The sequence below is a fragment of the Winogradskya consettensis genome (assembly GCF_018332715.1).
GTDB classification, from domain to species: Bacteria; Actinomycetota; Actinomycetes; order Mycobacteriales; family Micromonosporaceae; genus Actinoplanes; species Actinoplanes consettensis.
The window spans coordinates 76,182-91,924 of sequence record NZ_BOQP01000025.1 but is presented as its reverse complement, the minus strand read 5'-3'; the positions used below and the strand labels follow the sequence as shown (position 1 = coordinate 91,924).

The window sequence follows — 15,743 nt, the reverse complement described above, 5'->3', positions numbered from 1 at the left end:
AGAGCTCTTGCGCAACATCTGTTAACCGTGCCATGGTGGGGTCATGGCACAGATCAAGGACGCCGCAGTGCTCAAGGCGGTCGCTCACCCCGTCCGTCGCAGACTGCTCGACGTGCTGCGCGTCGACGGGCCGTCGATGCCGAGCGTGCTGGCCCGCGTCACCGGCCAGGCCGTCGCCAATGTCAGCCACCACCTGCGGGTTCTCGCCGAGGCCGGGCTCATCGAAGAGGCCCCTGAGCTCGCTCGCAACCGCAAGGAGCACTGGTGGCGGATGCCGGACCGCAGCATCAGCTGGCAGCTCGCCGACTTCGCCGGTGACGCCGCCGACCTGGCCACCGCGGACGCCGCCATGGCGATGGGTCTGCAACGGCAGGTGGACCTGATCAAGACCTGGCTCGGTAGCCCCGCTTCGAGACAGGAACCGTGGACGTCGAGTGCCTTCTCCACCGATGGCTTCCTGAATCTCAGCCCGGCCGAGCTGGCCGAGCTGGGCGACGAGATCCAGCAGGTGATCAACCGCTTCGCCGGCCGCCCGCCGGCCGAGGATCGCGAACCGGTCTTCGTCATCGGCCGCGGCTTCCCGGGCCGGCCATGATCACGACGAGCGAGGACAAAGTAGAGAACAAGACAGCCGGCCAGGGCATACTCAAGGACTCGGCGTTCCGTCATCTTTGGGCGGGCATGACGGCCAGCAAGTTCGGCAGCTCGATCGCGAGCATCGCGACTCCACTGATCGCCGTGCAGGTGCTGGACGCGAGCGCCTTCCTGGTCAGCCTGCTGACCGCTGCGGTCTGGCTGCCGTGGCTGCTGATCGGGCTGCCGGCCGGCGCGTGGATCGACCGCATCGCGCGACGCCCGGTGATGCTGGTCAGCGACCTGCTCGCGGCGGTCGTGGTGATCAGCGTGCCGGTCGCCGCCTGGCTGGGCGTGCTGACCGTTGGACAACTCATCGCCGTGGAGATGCTGCTCGGTTGTGCGTCGGTGTTCTTCACCGTGGCGTGGACCGCGTATCTGCCGGCGATGTTCAACAAGGATCGGCTGGTCGGCGCGAACTCGATCCTGCAGGGGACGGAGTCGACGGCGCAGGTCGCGGGTCCGGCGCTGGGTGGCGTACTCATAGCAGCAGTGACAGCGGCCACCGCCCTGGTCGCCGATGCCGTCAGTTTTCTGGTCTCCGCCTTCTTCATCTGGCGGATCCGCAGGCCGGAGACCCGGCCGGAACGGCCTGAGCAGCGGGAGAGCATCCGCGAGGACATCGCGGCCGGGATCCGCTGGCTGGCCCGCGACCGCTTCCTGCGCAACCTCACGATCCACGGCGCGACGGCCAACCTGGTCCTGACCGGCATGAACGCGCTGCTCATCGTCTTTCTCGTCCGGGAGATCGGGCTCGGCACCACCGGGGTCGGCCTGCTGATGGCGATCACCGCGGTCGGTGGGGTCGGTGCCGCGGCCGCCGCTCCGGTTCTCGCTCGCAGGTTCGGCGCGGCGCGCACGATGGTCGGCTGCAAGACGCTTGCGGGGGTCGCCGCGACGCTGGTTCCCCTCACCCGGCCCGGCGCCGGACTGGCCATCTATGTCGTCGGCATGATCGCCATGGTGTTCGGGGTGGTCGCGGGGAACGTTCTCGCGGGCAGCTTCCGGCAGGCCTACTGCCCGCCCCACCTGCTCGCCCGGGTCGTGACCGGCATGCAGTTCGTCAACCTCGGCGCGATCCCGGTGGGGGCCGTTCTGGGCGGGGCGGTCGCGACCGCCTTCGGCGTCAGGACAGCAATCACGATCATGACCTTGGGGTACGCCGTGAGCGGACTGATCCTTCTCCTCGGCCCGTTCCGCGGCCGACGGGACCTGCCGGCGTCACCCGCTGACGTCACCCTCGCCGGCTGACCGTTTCGCCCGGGCGCGACGCTTGCCCTCGTGCATCGCCGCGACCCGGGCCACGGGGATCGTGTGCCCCTCCGCCACGAGCCCGGGGTCCAGAGGCTGTGGGCTGGGCATATCCTCGGCCCACGGGTCACTGTCGGCAAGAATGGCGGGCGCTGAGCGTACGGTGAAATCGGCGGGAGTGATCTCCGGAAGCCGGTCCCATCCGACCGGGAACGAGACCGGAAGTCCTGGCCGGACCCGCGGGCTGTAGGCAGCGACGACGCTCGCGCCACCGGAACGCGTCGCGTCGAGGAACACCTTGCCGTGCCGATCGTCGCGAATGAAAGCGGTCGTCGCCAGCTCGGGATCGAGACGTTCGGCGCGGACGGCCACCGCCCGCGTCGCCGCCGCGACATCAACGGTCTCCGCGGTGCCGTCGAGGGGGACGAAAATGTGCACGCCCTTGGAACCGCTCGTCTTCACCGCGCCGTCCAGGCCCACGTCGTTGAGCGCCCTGCGCACCAGCAGGGCAGCCGCGACCACCACGCCGAAGCCGCTGCCCTCGGGCGGGTCGAGATCCATGATCAGATGGGTCGGATGGTCACGGTCCGTCGCCGTCATCAACGTGGGGTGATATTCGATCGCTCGCTGATTACCGAACCACAGCAGCGTGCGCCGGTCGTTGCAGAGCGCGTAGAGGACCTCGCGGTGCGACGCCTCCGCCCAGACCTTGGTCCGCGGCACCCACTCCGGCGTGTATTTCGGCAGATTCTTCTGCATGAACTGGTCCTGGCCGCGCAGCAGCCGGATCACGGACAGCGGCCTGTCCCGCAGAACCGGGATGATCCGGTCGCGGACCGCGTCGAGGTAGTCGATCAGCTCGCGCTTGCTGACCCCGGCCTCAGGAAATAGCTCCTGGTCCAGGTTGGTCAGCGGTACGCCGTCGCGCTCTTCCTTCTCGGCAGCCATAGCCTCATCCTGCCTGCACCACGCTGATCGCGGGAACCACCATCGCCAGTGTCAGCACCGCGAAACACCCACCGGTGAAGTACAGACCGTTACGGGTGGCGATGGCCGCCCCGGTGAACGGCAGCACGACGGCGAGCAACGCGGCGAAGAGAAGAACGCCGTCCTCGCGTTGGGTGCCGAGCACACCCCAGCCGACCAGGAACGGCACGCTGACCAGCCACGCCAGGGTGACGACCGCGATGTGCAGGGCCGCCTGGGTGCGGCGGGCAGCCGCCTGACGGTCGGCGTGCACCTCCTCGGCGGTCCGGCGCGTCGTGGCCGGTCTCACCGGATCGGCAGGTCGTTCAACGGGCCGCTCTATCTCAAGCGTCACAAAAGCACCTTAAAGGAGTTCGCCGCGGTGCGCGGCGAAGTACGGTCAGCCACCTGGAAGCACGGTCAGCCACCTGGACAGGTGTTGGTGCCGCCGCTCATGGTCACGCAGCCCCGGGAATTGCCCCTGTCCGGCGTATTTCCCTGGTCGGGCCTGTTTCCCTGATCGGCCATGGCGGAAACCAGGCCCAGCACAACAATGGCGGCGGTGATCACGCCGTAGAACGCGGCGAGGACCGGCTTATTACCCCAGAGTGCGACGCCGGTAGCCAATGCGGGCAGCGCCACCAGCAGGACGACGGCCGTGTTCAACATCCACTGACCGTCGGCGCGGGGCTCCGTCCCACCGAAATTCAGACTTCGGAAGAAACCCATGATCCCGAGCACTGGCACCACCGTGATCCAGAGCAGGGTGATGAGGCCCACCCAGCGGCCGGCATTGTCCTTCGGCACCGCAAGCGCCGGGGCGTGCAGCCTCTCGTCCATCGGTCGAAAACTAGCCGCTGCAGGGGTCATGATCTGCAACGGTGCGGGCACAGTTCGGCTTTATTTAGGCTCTATCGAGGTGGACGTTCTCCGCTGCCGCGTGGGATCACCGTCGTCGAGATGGTCACTGTGCGTGCCGGGCCACGGAACCCACTGATGCGCTCGTGAGCGAGCCGCGCCGCTTCCCGGCCCATGGCAACCGAATCGTGCGCCACCACGGTCGTCCCGATCACATCGGCCAGGTCGAAGTCGTCAAAACCCACCAGCGCCGGCGGATCCGTGTGCCCCCGCAGCGCCCGCAGCGCCCCGGTCGTCAGCCGGTTGTTGGTGGTGAACACCGCAGTCGGGCGCGGCTCAAGCTCCAGCAGCTCCCGGACGGTCTCCTCGGCACGCCGCACATCATGCACATCGGTACGCAGGTACGGCTCCCACTCCTCGTTACCCGCCGCCTTCATCGCCGCCACGAAGCTGTCGATCCGCGCGCGCTGCGGCGCCATCCGCGCGAGATCGGCCACCAGCGCGATCCGCCGATGCCCACCCGCCAGCAGATGTTCCGCCGCCGCCCGCGCACCGCCGACGTTGTCGATCAGCACGGCGTCGGCCGTCGCCTCATCCGGCGGGCGGTCCAGGAACACGAAGGGCACTCCGCGATTACCCTCGATCGCCAGGTAATCGTGGTGCTCCCCGCTGGGCACCACGAGCAGGGCCCGCACCCGGCGCTGCAGGAACGCGTCGACCAGCGACTGCTCGAGCTCCGCGTCCTCGTCGTTGTTCGCCGTCACCAGCTGCAGGCCGTGCTGACGCAACTCGCGCTCGATCCCGCTGGCCACCGCGGAGTAGAACGGGTTCGTCAGATCCCCGCTGATCAGCCCGACCAGCGCGGAAGTAGCCCCGCGACGCAGCTCACGGGCGATGCCGTTGAGCCGGTAACCCAACCGGTCCGCGGCCTCACGAACCCGCCGCCCGGTCGCCTCGGCAACGTTCGGCTCGTCGTTCAACGCCCGGGAGGCGGTCTTCAGGCTGACGCCCGCCAGCGCGGCGACCTGCGTCAGCGTGGGCCGGCGCCCGGCCGCCGCGTCGAAGGACCCCTCGGCGGGCCGGGATGCGGACATGGTGCTCCGGATTCTGCAGCGATGGTTATTGGCACAGGGACAGCAGTATGACATCGATGTCTGCCGTCCCCTATGGCACTGCGAACGAATCCAGCCGATCGGCGTATCTGAAACCTCCCCCGGGTGCGTGACCCTCCTCTCGGGTTCAAACCTTGACCCTCCCCTAAGGGGAGACGGGAGGCTGTCCCCATCGGTTCTTCACGAGGGGCGGTTGCACATGGAGCTGGTGACCATCGGGGCCTTCGCGCGGGCAGCGCGGTTGTCACCGAAAGCGCTGCGTCTCTACGACGAGCTCGGCCTGCTCCCACCGGCAGCCGTCGACGCGGACACCGGCTACCGCTACTACGACCCGGCCCAGCTCGACCGCGCCCGCCTGGTGGCCTGGCTCCGCCGCCTCGACATGCCCCTCGCCCGGATCCGCTCCGTCTGCTCCCTGCCCGCAGCCGAGGCCGCCGCGGCAATCGCCACGTTCATGGCCGAAGCCGAAGCCGAGCTGGCCGCCCGATCCCGCCTCGCGACGTTCCTCACCGACTACCTCACCGGCAAAGGAGCCCCCATGCCCGACACCAACCCCACCCTCGGCCTGCGCTTCGCCACCGGCTGCGAGATCGGCAAGGTCCGCGAAACCAACCAGGACTTCGCGTACGCAGCAAGCACGCTCCTCGCCGTAGCCGACGGAGCCGGTCCCCACGGTGCCGAAGCATCCGTCCTCGCCGTCAACGCCCTCCGCACCGTGCCCACGGCAGAGCTCTCCCTCGAAGCCCTCACCGCCGCGCTCCACGAAGCCGACGCGACGATCCGGGACCTTCCCGGCGACGAGACCCGCCCGATCACCACCCTGACCGCCCTGATCTGGTCGGGCACCAGAATCGCGGTGGCCCACATCGGCGACACCCGCGCCTACCTGCTCCGATCCGGACACCTCTCCCGATTCACCGACGACCACAGCTACGCCCAGCACCTGGTCGACACCGGCAACCTCCCACCCGGCGACCTGCTCAACCACCCCCGACGAGCGCTCCTGATGCGCGCGCTCGGCTCGAGCGGCGAAGCAGACCTCTCCCTGCGAACAGCCCTACCCGGTGACCGCTACCTCCTCTGCACCGACGGCCTCTGGACCACAGTCCCCCGCCCCGACCTGCAGACATACCTGGAAACCGACTCCCCCCAGCAAGCAGTCGACAACCTCCTGTCCGCAGCCCACGAAGCAGGCGCCCCCGACAACATCGCCTGCGTAGTAGCCGACGTGGTCCCCGCATGACCCACCCGATCCCGCCACGAATGGCTGACCCACCCGTTCCGCCCCGGATGGCTGACCCCGGCGTTCGGCGTCGTGGAATGTCGGCTTTGGGCCTTGGAGGAACGGCGGTGTGGCTGGCGGCTCCTGTGCGGCAGAGTGAACGGCATGGTTCTCCGGTGGAGTCTTATCGGTGCGCCGTCGAGCGCGGGAGCCCGGACGCCTGGTGTGGACCGGGCACCGGGGGCGTTGCGGGCAGGCGGGTTGCTGGCCGCGTTCGACGACCGGGGCATCTCCGTGCACGATCTCGGCGACCTGCCCGACTTTCGGTGGCGCCCCGATCCGAGCCGACCGAACGCACAGAATGCCGGCGCCGTGCTCCGAATGGCGTCCGACCTGGCCGGAGTGGTGGCAACCGCGCCAGGAATGCCATTGGTGCTGGGCGGCGACAGCACGGCGACGTGGGGGCTGGTCGCGGGAACGGGCAGCCCGGCGTTGGTCTACATCGACGGCACACCGGGCTTGCACACTCCGGAGACGCGGCCGGTCGGCAACCTCAGCTCGATGGTCCTGGCACACCTGCTGGGCCTGCCGGGCTGCGATCTCACGCTGGCCGCGTTCGCGTCGGTGCCGCCTCGCCGGGTGGTTCTCTACGGCGAGGACCTGCCGGTGGACGACCCCCAGCTCAGGGTCGCCGACCGGCTCCGGCTGTCCCGGATATCCGCCAACGAGGTCCACGCAGGGCCGGCCAAATCGGCGGCCCGGGCCCGCTTCGCCGTCGAGGACGCCGCCGAACATTTCGTGGTCCACGTCGCCGCGGACGTCCTGGCATTTGCCCGGGCACCCTACGCGGACGAGCCACAACCGGGTGGTCTGAGCCTGCAGGAACTGACCGGAACCCTCGCCGTCCTGACCGCCAGCCCCCAGTTCACCGGCCTCGCCCTGACCAACGTCAACCCGGACCACGTCCCGGACGAACCGGGCCTCGCTCCCCTCATCGAAGCCCTCACCGCCGGCCTCGCCTGACCAGACAATGGCCCGCCATCACTCCCCTCCTCGGCCGACGTCCGGCGCTTCCAGAGGTCCGGCGCTCCGGACTGCCGGGGCTCCCAGAGGTCCGGCGCTCTCAGACGGCCGGGCTCGCAGACGGCCGGGGCGCGGGCCGACCGCCCAGGCTGGATGGCTGGTCTGCGCGGCGGCTCACGAGGGCGGGGCGGGGTGGTTAGACCAGGTCTTTCCAGAAGGCGACCGTGGGGCGGGCTCCGGTCGGCGGGTCCTGCAGGCCTTCGAATTCGCGGCGGAGGTAGGCCTTCAGGTCGGCGCCGTAGACGATGACGTCCGTCTGCATCACGGACAGGACCGGGTGGCCGGCGGTTCCCCTGCCCGCGGGGAGGTAGCGGTGGGAGTAGAGCGGGATCAGGCGTGGGGCGGTTACCAGGAAGCTTTTGGCTACGGGGACGGCGTTGACCGGTTGGGGACCCCAGCCTTCGTACCAGAAGCCGTTGGAGGCTACGTCGAAGAGGACTCCTTCGACGGGGGCAGCCAGGCGGTCGCGGAGTTGGGTGCGGTCGCCGTGGCGCCAGTCGGGCCAGCCTCGGCCGGTGGGGAGGCCTGCGGCGAGGAAGGCTCGGTGGTCGTCGGCGAAGGAGAAGGCGAATTCCTTCTCGACGGCGGCGAGTTCGTTTTCGGTCAGGCCCGGCTCGATGGTGAAGCGGGCGTAGGAGGCGAGCAGCGCGGCGGGAGTTTCCACGTCGGTCACCCGCTCACCTTAGGGCGGCTGCACCTTTTGGAGTAGGGCGTACTCCTGGGGAGTCGGGGCGAGTGACAACTGCTGGTGGATGTGCCGGCCGCTCCTCACGGCCATTGTCGAGAGATGAGAAAGGACCAGGAAGGGAGCAGGGGGATGCGGCAGCGGGGACAGGTGTGGGTGGCGGCCGGGGTGACGTTGGTGGGGGTGCCGGCGGGGCTTGCGCTGACCGGAGGAAATGTGGATTCGGCGATCACGGGGGCGCTGGCCGTCTTCCTTGCGGGGGTGGTGCTGGCGGTTCGGCGGTGGCCGGTGAGCGCTTTGCTCGTGTCGGTCTGGGCGGTGCTGGCTTTCCGGGCTGCGGATCTGGTGGGGGCCGGGTGGGTGTGGCCGGCGACTGCCGCCTTTGTCGGAGCCATGGTGGATGGGCGGCAGCGGTGGGCGATCGCTGTCGGAGCGTTGGCGCTCTGGTGGGGGTTTGTGTGGGACTACTTCGTGCAGATGAACACGTTCGAATTCGCTGTGGGGCGGGTTGGCGCGGAGGCGTTATGGCTGGCGGCGGTGCTGGCGGTGACGCACGCGTATCTGAGCACCCGGCGGTGGCAGGAGGAGGTGGCCGCGCGGTTGCGGCAGTCGTTGACGGAGCAGGAGCTTGACGCCCGGCGGCGGCGGGCTGAGGAGCGGGTTGATGTTGCCCGGGATCTGCATGACGCTGTGTCGCACACGCTGGCTGTGGTCGGGGTGCATCTGAATGTGGCGCTGGACGCCTTCGACGATGAGCCGGAGGAGGCTCGGGACGCGGTCCGGCTGGCTCAGGATGTGCGGGGGCGCGCGATGACCGACCTGAAAGCGCTGGTGGACGTGCTGCGACGAGATCCGGGGACCAGCGAGCCGGCGTACGGGCTGGAGAGTCTGGAGGGGTTGACCGGGCAGGTCAGTGCGGCGGGGGTTCGGGTGCGGCTGGTGGAGGTCGGTGAGCGCGCCGATGTGCCTGCCCCGGTGGCGACCGCGGTGCACCGCGTTGTGCAGGAGTCGCTGACGAACACCGTGCGGCATGCGGGCGCGGAAGAGGCCACCGTGACCCTGCACTACGCGCCGGAGTCGGTCACTGTGGAGATCGTGGATGACGGCGGTGGAGGCCTGACCGGGAGTGAGGGGCACGGGATCATGGGGATGCGGGAGCGGGTGGCCGCGCTCGGCGGCACCCTTGTTGCGGGTGATGGGCCGGACGGTGGCTTTCGGGTGCGCGCTTCGATACCGGTCACCGTCTGATGACGATCAGCGTGCTCCTCGCCGACGACCAGCATCTGGTGCGGGCCGGTTTCCGCAGCCTGCTGAAGCGGGACAAGGAGATCACGGTCGTCGGCGAGGCCGCCAGCGGAGACGAGGCGGTGCGTACGGCCCGGGAGTTGAAGCCTGACGTCGTGCTGATGGATATCCGGATGCCGGGGCTGGACGGCATCGAGGCCACCCGGCGCATCGTGGCCGACCCGGGACTTGTCCAGACCCGGGTGGTCATCCTCACGACCTTCGAGACCGACGAGTACGTGTTTGCCGCGCTGGCCGCGGGGGCCAGCGGGTTCCTGACCAAGGAGGTCGACCCGGAGGGGCTGCGACATGCGGTGCGAGTGGTGGCGGCCGGGGAGGCGTTGCTCTCCCCCAGCGTGACCCGCCGGGTAGTGGCCCGGTTCGCCCACCGCCCAGCCGGCCTGCAGAAGAACCAGCCGGGCACCCCGCAGGGCCGGCCCGGCACGCAAGGCCAGCCCGGCACGCAAGGCCAGCCCGGCACGCAAGGCCAGCCCGGCACGCAAGGCCAGCCCGGCACGCAAGGCCAGCCCGGCACGCAAGGCCAGCCGGCGAGAATGAACTGCCTGACCGTGCGGGAGCTGGAGGTGGTGCGGCTGGTCGCGTCGGGGTTGTCGAACGACGAGGTGGCCCGGGAGCTGGTGATCAGTCCGTTGACGGCCAAGACGCACATCACGCGGGCGATCGCCAAGGTGGGCGTCCGGGACCGGGTGCAGCTGGTGATCCTGGCTTACGAGGAAGGGTTGGTCTGACATCGATGTCATAGAAGTCTTGCGGATAGATGTACTTACGGATGACGATGTGTCGCGGATGTTTCGGCAGTTCTCGTTCTGCGACAAGGAGACGGCATGCATCGGCCACGATGGAGTGTCGCAATGTTATCGGTGAGTCTCGTGGCGGCAGCGGCCGCCGCAACACCCGGCGCCGCTGCCCAGGCCGCGGCGGCTACGGCGTTCGCGTCCTCGTTCGAGACCGCGGATCCCCAGCCCACCTGGATCGACACGGTGGACGGTGAGCGTGCCGGCGGCGTCGACGGCACCATCGACGCCGGGATGCCGGGTAGCCTGCGCGACCACGTCACCGCTATCACCGCGAATGCCCAGCCGAACAGCAACGAGGGCGTCGGCAACCTCAACGACGGCAACGCCGAGTCGAAATGGCTGGTGGACACGCCGGCCAGCTGGGCGCAGTACGTGCTCGACGCCCCGGCGACGGTGACGAAGTACGCCCTCACCTCCGCCAACGACGCCCCCGAGCGCGACCCGCGCGACTGGACCCTGGAGGGTTCGGCGGACGGCAGCACCTGGACCACCGTCGACACCCGCAGCGGGGAGTCGTTCGACGACCGTTTCCAGACGAAGACCTACACGGTGGCGACGCCGGGATCGTTCGCGATCTACCGGCTCAGCATCACCGGGCACCCGTCGGGCAACCTGACCCAGCTCGCGGATCTCGAGCTCGCCGACGACAACACCAGCGCTCCCCCGGCCGGGCCGATGCAGAGCCGGATCGGTGGCGGGCCCTCCAGCTCCCCGACCGCGAAGGCGAACGCGGGCTACACCGGGCTCAAGGCGTTGCAGATCGCCGGGCGGCAGATCGCGGAGGGTCGCGGCTACTCGTACAACAAGGTCTTCGACGTGAATGTGCCGGTCACCGCCGACACCGAGCTGTCGTACCTCGTGCTGCCCGAGTTCAACCGGCAGGATGCGAGCAACCCGGCGACGTACACCGCGGTCGACCTGGCGTTCACCGACGGCACGTACCTGTCGCAGCTGGGTGCGCTCGACCAGAACGGCTTCGAGCTGAGCCCGTCGGGGCAGGGTGCGTCGAAGTCGCTCTACACGTCTCAGTGGAACAAGCGGGCCAGCCGGATCGGCTCGGTCGCGAAGGGCAAGACGATCGACCGGATCCTGGTCGGTTATGACAAGCCCAGCGGTCCGACCACCTTCAAGGCGTGGTTCGACGACATCGCGCTGCGCGACGTGCCGGCCGCCAAGCCCAAGGACCACCTCTCCGAGTACGTCGAGACGCGCCGGGGCACACAGTCCTCGGGTGACTACTCGCGGGGCAACAACTTCCCGGCCACGGCGGTGCCGCACGGTTTCAACTTCTGGACCCCGGTGACCAACGCCGGATCCACCAGCTGGCTGTACGAGTACCACCGGCAGAACAACGCCGCGAACCGCCCGACCCTGCAGGCGTTCGCCGCGAGCCACGAGCCCAGCCCGTGGATGGGTGACCGGCAGACGTTCCAGGTCATGCCGTCGGCCGCCACGGGTACGCCCGACGCGAACCGCACGAACCGGGCCCTTGCGTACGGGCACGAGAACGAAATCGCCAAGCCCTACTACTACGGCGTGACGTTCGACAACGGCATCAAGACGGAGATCGCGCCGACGGATCACGCGGCGTTGTTCCAGTTCACGTTCACCGGTGACAGCGGAAACCTGATCTTCGACAACGTGAACGAGAAGACCGGGCTGACCATCGACGCCGCGAACAATGCGGTGAGTGGCTACTCGGACGTCGCCAGCGGGCTCTCCAACGGCGCGACCCGGATGTTCATGTACGCGACGATCGACTCCCCGATCACCGCGAGCGGCATGCTGCCCACCGGCAACCGGCCGAGCACCGGCTACGTCAAGGTCGACACCGCGCAGTCCAAGACGGTGACGATGCGGATCGCGACGTCGCTGCTCAGCGTCGCGCAGGCCAAGCACAACCTGGAGCTCGAGGTCGGTGCGGGCACCACGCTCGCCTCGGTCCGGGACCAGGCGCAGGCTGCCTGGGACGCGAAGATGCACACGATCGAGGTCGAGGGTGCCAGCGAGGACCAGCTGACGACGCTCTACTCGAACCTCTACCGGCTGTTCCTCTACCCGAACTCGGCGTACGAGAACACCGGCACCGCGGCGGCCCCGGTCATCAAGCACGCCGTGCAGTCCACGGTGACGGCCCCGGCGAGCACCCCGACCGAGACCGGTGCGGCGATCAAGGACGGCAAGGTCTACGTCAACAACGGGTTCTGGGACACCTACCGGACGACCTGGCCGGCGTACTCGCTGTTCACGCCGGACGAGGCCACCGATCTGGTGAACGGGTTCGTCCAGCAGTACAAGGACGGCGGCTGGATCTCGCGGTGGTCGTCGCCGGGCTACGCGAACCTCATGGTGGGTACGAGCTCTGACGTCGCGTTTGCGGATGCGTACCTGAAGGGCGTACCCGGCATCGATGTCGAATCGGCCTACCAGGCCGCCATCAAGAACGCGACCGTGGCCCCGCCCAACCAGAATGTCGGCCGTAAGGCCCTGGATTCCTCGATCTTCAAGGGATACACACCGAGCGACGCGACCGGTGAGGCCCTGTCGTGGGCGATGGACGGCTACATCAACGACTACGGCATCGCCAACATGGCCGACTCGCTGGCCAAGAAGGGCGGCCCGAAGGCGGCGGAGTACAAGGAGCAGGCGGAGTACTTCCGCAACCGCGCCCTGAACTACGTGAACATGTTCGACCCGTCGGTCGACTTCTTCCAGGGCAAGTCGACTGCCGGAACCTGGCGCAACCCGCCGGCGACGTACGACCCGCGGGTCTGGGGTTACGACTACACCGAGACCAACGGCTGGAACATGGCGTTCCACGCGCCGCAGGACGGCCAGGGCCTCGCGAACCTCTACGGCGGCAAGGACGAGCTGGCGAAGAAGCTGGACACGTTCTTCTCGACGCCGGAGACGGCGAAGTTCGTCGGCTCGTACGGCGGCACGATCCACGAGATGCTCGAGGCGCGTGACGTGCGGATGGGTCAGTGGGGCTTCAGCAATCAGCCCTCACACCACATCCCCTACATGTACGACTACGCGGGCCAGCCGTCGAAGGCGCAGAAGATCGTGCGTGAGGCGCTGTCCCGGCTCTACCTCGGCAGCGAGATCGGCCAGGGCTACCCGGGCGACGAGGACAACGGCGAGATGAGCGCGTGGGGCATCTTCAGCTCACTCGGCTTCTACCCGCTGCAGATGGGCAGCCCGGCGTACGCGATCGGGTCGCCGCTGTTCTCCAAGGCCACGGTCAACCTGCCGAACGGCAAGAAGATCGTGATCAACGCACCGCAGAACAGCAGCAAGAACGTCTACGTGCAGTCGTTGAAGGTCAACGGGAAGTCGTACAACTCGACGTCCCTGCCGCACAGCCTGCTGGCGAACGGCGCGACGCTGGACTTCAAGATGGGCGCCTCGCCGTCGACGTGGGGCACCGGTAAGGATGCGGCACCGCCGTCGATCACGACCGGTGACGCCGTGCCGAACCCGCTGCGCGACCTGACCGGCCCGGGCAAGGGCACCGCATCGGAGCCGACCCTGGTGGACGACACCTCCACCACCCGGGTTGTCTTCCCGACCGCGACGCCGACGTTCACCTACCAGTTCGCCAGCGGCGCGGAGCAGGCCGACTACTACACCCTCACCTCGGGTGCGGTGGCCGGCGACCCGAAGTCGTGGAAGCTGTCCGGCACGTACGACGGGACGACCTGGACGACGATCGACGAGCGCAAGGACCAGACGTTCGACTGGCGCCTGCAGACCAAGCCGTTCAAGATCGCCAAGCCCGGCCGGTACGCGCAGTACAAGCTCGAGGTCACCGCGAACACCGGTGAGGCAGCCACCACGCTCGCCGAGGTCGAACTGCTCGGCAAGCCGGCCCCGGCCTGCACCACCACGATCGCCGACAAGACGGTCGGCGCGATCTCGGTCAAGTCCGGCGTCACCTGCGTCACCGCCGGCGCGACGGTGACCTGGGCGATCTCGGTGACCAACGGTGCTTCGCTCTACGTCACCGGCTCGACGCTGCGCGCGGCGATCACGGCGACCGGCGCGGGCACGGTCTCGATCCTGCACTCGACGGTCACCGGTCCGGTCACCGCGACCGCGTCCGGCCCGGTCCAGCTCGAGGCCTCCAGCGTCAAGGGCCCGGTCACCCTGCTGGGCAACAAGAGCCAGACCGTTGTCGCCGCTGACACCATCAACGGCGCCCTGACCTGCTCGGCGAACCAGCCGGCGCCGGTCAACAACGGCCTGCCCACTACGGGCAGCGGCCTGCGCCTGGGCCAGTGCTCGAAGCTGTAAAAAGGTAATCGAACGCCGCGGTCCCGCACGTCGGGGCCGCGGCGTTCTACTGTTCGGACATGTCCGATGAGAATCTGTGGAATGCCGTCGTGGCGGCCGACCTCTGCACGCTGGCGACGATCAAGAAGGACGGACGCCCGCAACTCTCCGACGTCAACTACACGGCCGACCCGGCGACCAGGATCCTGCGCATCTCCACCCGCGGCACCCTGGCCAAGGTCCACAACCTGCGCCGCGACCCCCGCGGCTCGATCCGCGTAGGCCCGGCCGCCGGCGGCTACGTGGCAGCCGACGTCACGGCATCGTTCTCCGCCCCCGCCGCCGACGAGAACGACGCGACGGTCGAGGAACTGATCGAGATCTACCGCCTGATCGCCAAGAAGGACCACCCCGACTGGGCCGACTACCGCCGCGCCATGGTCGAGGACGGCCGCCTGGTCCTCAGCCTCACGATCGAGAAGCTCTACGGCTGGGTCATGGGCTGAGAAGACGCTGTGCGCGGCACAGCGCGGCCACAGGAGGCCGGCACCGCCTCGCCGGACGGCCAGTCCCTGATCGGCACCCGGCTCGGCTTCAGCGTCGCCGACAACGGCCGGCACGACACGGTCGGCTTCACCGGCGTCCAGGGCACCGCGGAGCTGCCGAAATGCATGGCCCCCGCGGCGTTCTTCGAGGTCCGCGACGGCGATTACCGGGTCACCGACGCGAACCACTGGGGATGACCGACTCAGTGGGGGTTGAGCAGAGCTGACAGGGCGTCCGGGCGGTCGAGCGGGACGATGTGCCCGCAGTTGTCGAGCAGTTCGCCGAGCAGGTTGTCGGTGACGGGTTTGAGCTGCCGGTGCAGCCGCTCCCCCACCACGTTCCCGCCGATGGCGAGCGTCGGCACGCGGAGCCGCCCGGCCGCCCGGATCAGCTCCGCGTTGTGCGCCATCTCCCGATAGAACCCGAACCCGGCGTCCAGCCGCTCCTGCCCGCTGTAGGCACGCACAAAAGCCTCCTTCAGCAAAGGATCGGTGACGCTGCGCAGGAACCAGCCCAGATATTCCTCCTCCCGGCCGGCCAGCACGGTCGAGGGCAACGAGGGCACCGCGTGGAAGCCGAACCACCACGGCGGGGTCTCGAACCCGCCCGGCAGCCCGGGCAGCGTGCCCTCCATCAGCACCAGCCGCGTCACCCGCTCGGGATGCCGTGCCGCCAGCAGGAACGCGGTCGGCACCGAGGCGTCGATCGCCGCGATCTCCGCCCGGTCCAGCCCCAGCGCATCCAGCAGCCCGAGCACGTCCTCCGCCAGGGTCGCCACGTCGAAGCCGTCGTCGGCCGGTGCGCTGTCCCCGAGCCCGCGCAGGTCCGGCGCGATTACCGTACGGCCCGGCAGGTCGAGCGTCTCCCAGACCCGCCGGGTGTGCGGCCACCCGTGGAGCAGGACGATCGGCGGCCCCGAGCCGCGTACGGTCGTCTCCAGTTCTGTCCCGTTCGTCGCGACGCGCACAGCAGGACCCTCTCCCCGGTTACCATTGGTTACCTGGTCAATC

General features: G+C 68.9%; 15 protein-coding genes. 9 read left to right on the top strand and 6 right to left on the bottom strand.

Annotated elements, in window-relative coordinates:
* Window positions 1-43: 43 nt before the first annotated feature.
* Together Aco04nite_RS23500 and Aco04nite_RS23495 are read left to right on the top strand one after the other, a co-directional pair.
* The gene (locus tag Aco04nite_RS23500; protein ID WP_212999412.1) at window positions 44-595 is read left to right on the top strand and encodes a winged helix-turn-helix domain-containing protein; all 552 of its coding nucleotides are present in this window, start codon (window positions 44-46) and stop codon (window positions 593-595) included.
* A complete protein-coding gene (locus tag Aco04nite_RS23495) occupies window positions 592-1,884 on the top strand; it encodes an MFS transporter (protein ID WP_212999411.1) in 1,293 nt (430 codons plus the stop codon). Before Aco04nite_RS23500 ends, Aco04nite_RS23495 begins: the two co-directional genes overlap by 4 nt.
* Here the strand turns inward: Aco04nite_RS23495 and Aco04nite_RS23490 are convergent.
* From Aco04nite_RS23490 to Aco04nite_RS23475, 4 genes are all read right to left on the bottom strand, one after another.
* Window positions 1,855-2,832, bottom strand: a complete 978-nt coding sequence (locus Aco04nite_RS23490) for a DNA polymerase domain-containing protein (protein WP_212999410.1) — start codon at window positions 2,830-2,832, stop codon at window positions 1,855-1,857. The two genes, Aco04nite_RS23495 and Aco04nite_RS23490, sit on opposite strands and share 30 nt — an antisense overlap.
* A 4-nt stretch (window positions 2,833-2,836) precedes the next feature.
* Window positions 2,837-3,205, bottom strand: a complete 369-nt coding sequence (locus tag Aco04nite_RS23485) for a hypothetical protein (RefSeq protein WP_212999409.1) — start codon at window positions 3,203-3,205, stop codon at window positions 2,837-2,839.
* Between the two features lie 65 nt (window positions 3,206-3,270).
* Window positions 3,271-3,690 (bottom strand): hypothetical protein, encoded by a 420-nt coding sequence (locus tag Aco04nite_RS23480; protein ID WP_212999408.1) that lies wholly within the window; start codon window positions 3,688-3,690, stop codon window positions 3,271-3,273.
* A 71-nt stretch (window positions 3,691-3,761) separates the two neighbouring features.
* Window positions 3,762-4,802 (bottom strand): LacI family DNA-binding transcriptional regulator, encoded by a 1,041-nt coding sequence (locus Aco04nite_RS23475; protein WP_212999407.1) that lies wholly within the window; start codon window positions 4,800-4,802, stop codon window positions 3,762-3,764.
* 217 nt (window positions 4,803-5,019) lie between these two features.
* Between Aco04nite_RS23475 and Aco04nite_RS23470 the strand changes: the two genes are divergently transcribed.
* Entirely contained in the window at window positions 5,020-6,063 is a 1,044-nt protein-coding gene (locus Aco04nite_RS23470) for a MerR family transcriptional regulator (protein WP_212999406.1), read from the top strand.
* A 144-nt stretch (window positions 6,064-6,207) separates the two neighbouring features.
* The gene (locus tag Aco04nite_RS23465; RefSeq protein ID WP_212999405.1) at window positions 6,208-7,065 is read left to right on the top strand and encodes an arginase family protein; all 858 of its coding nucleotides are present in this window, start codon (window positions 6,208-6,210) and stop codon (window positions 7,063-7,065) included.
* A 196-nt stretch (window positions 7,066-7,261) separates the two neighbouring features.
* Here the strand turns inward: Aco04nite_RS23465 and Aco04nite_RS23460 are convergent, their stop codons facing one another.
* Entirely contained in the window at window positions 7,262-7,798 is a 537-nt protein-coding gene (locus tag Aco04nite_RS23460; protein WP_244876229.1) for a hypothetical protein, read from the bottom strand.
* A 144-nt stretch (window positions 7,799-7,942) separates the two neighbouring features.
* Between Aco04nite_RS23460 and Aco04nite_RS23455 the strand changes: the two genes are divergently transcribed.
* From Aco04nite_RS23455 to Aco04nite_RS23435, 5 genes are all read left to right on the top strand, one after another.
* A complete protein-coding gene (locus Aco04nite_RS23455) occupies window positions 7,943-9,058 on the top strand; it encodes a sensor histidine kinase (protein WP_212999404.1) in 1,116 nt (371 codons plus the stop codon).
* Window positions 9,058-9,843 carry a response regulator gene (locus Aco04nite_RS23450; protein ID WP_212999403.1) on the top strand — a complete coding sequence of 262 codons (786 nt, stop codon included), beginning with the start codon at window positions 9,058-9,060 and terminating at the stop codon, window positions 9,841-9,843. The genes Aco04nite_RS23455 and Aco04nite_RS23450 overlap by 1 nt, the downstream gene beginning before the upstream one ends.
* 123 nt (window positions 9,844-9,966) lie before the next feature.
* A complete protein-coding gene (locus Aco04nite_RS23445; protein ID WP_212999402.1) occupies window positions 9,967-14,208 on the top strand; it encodes a GH92 family glycosyl hydrolase in 4,242 nt (1,413 codons plus the stop codon).
* A gap of 59 nt (window positions 14,209-14,267) precedes the next feature.
* The gene (locus Aco04nite_RS23440; protein WP_212999401.1) at window positions 14,268-14,693 is read left to right on the top strand and encodes a TIGR03618 family F420-dependent PPOX class oxidoreductase; all 426 of its coding nucleotides are present in this window, start codon (window positions 14,268-14,270) and stop codon (window positions 14,691-14,693) included.
* A gap of 9 nt (window positions 14,694-14,702) precedes the next feature.
* The gene (locus tag Aco04nite_RS23435) at window positions 14,703-14,930 is read left to right on the top strand and encodes a hypothetical protein (protein WP_212999400.1); all 228 of its coding nucleotides are present in this window, start codon (window positions 14,703-14,705) and stop codon (window positions 14,928-14,930) included.
* Window positions 14,931-14,935: 5 nt separating this feature from the next.
* Here Aco04nite_RS23435 and Aco04nite_RS23430 read toward each other — a convergent pair whose 3' ends face one another.
* A complete protein-coding gene (locus Aco04nite_RS23430; protein WP_212999399.1) occupies window positions 14,936-15,700 on the bottom strand; it encodes an alpha/beta fold hydrolase in 765 nt (254 codons plus the stop codon).
* Window positions 15,701-15,743 lie beyond the last annotated feature (43 nt).